The organism is Gemmiger formicilis (assembly GCF_016901605.1).
GTDB lineage: Bacteria > Bacillota > Clostridia > Oscillospirales > Ruminococcaceae > Gemmiger > Gemmiger formicilis_B.
Map to the genome: position 1 here is coordinate 1 of NZ_JACJKP010000464.1, position 423 is coordinate 423.

At 61.9% G+C, this 423-nt stretch carries 1 pseudogene; it reads right to left on the reverse strand.

Going from position 1 to position 423, the window contains the following annotated elements:
- Nucleotides 1-423, reverse strand: a pseudogene (locus H6B10_RS15460) (argininosuccinate lyase); the annotation flags it as partial.

The following is a 423-nucleotide window of genomic DNA, read 5'->3' on the forward strand; positions in this document are numbered from 1 at the left end:
GGCCCTCGCAGCAGGTGGTCAGGTCGATGGCATGGTACACATCTTCCTCAAACAGATCACTGTACTGCTTGAACTCGTCCAGGGTCAGTTCTTCCAGCGTTTTGTCGGCGGCAATGCAGGCCGCCACCATGGTGCCGGTGCACTTGTAGGCATCCCGGAAAGGCATACCCTTCTTGGTCAGGTAGTCGGCGCAGTCTGTGGCGTTGATGAAGCCCTTGGCCGCCGCCCGGCGCATGTTGGCGGGCAGCGGGGTCATGGTGGCCAGCATGGGGGTCACGGTGCGCAGGCACAGTTCCAGGGTATCCACCGCGTCGAAGATGGCCTCCTTGTCCTCCTGCATGTCCTTGTCGTAGGCCAGGGGGATGCCCTTCATCATCACCAGCAGGGTGTTCAAATCGCCGTAGACCCGGCCGGTCTTGCCGC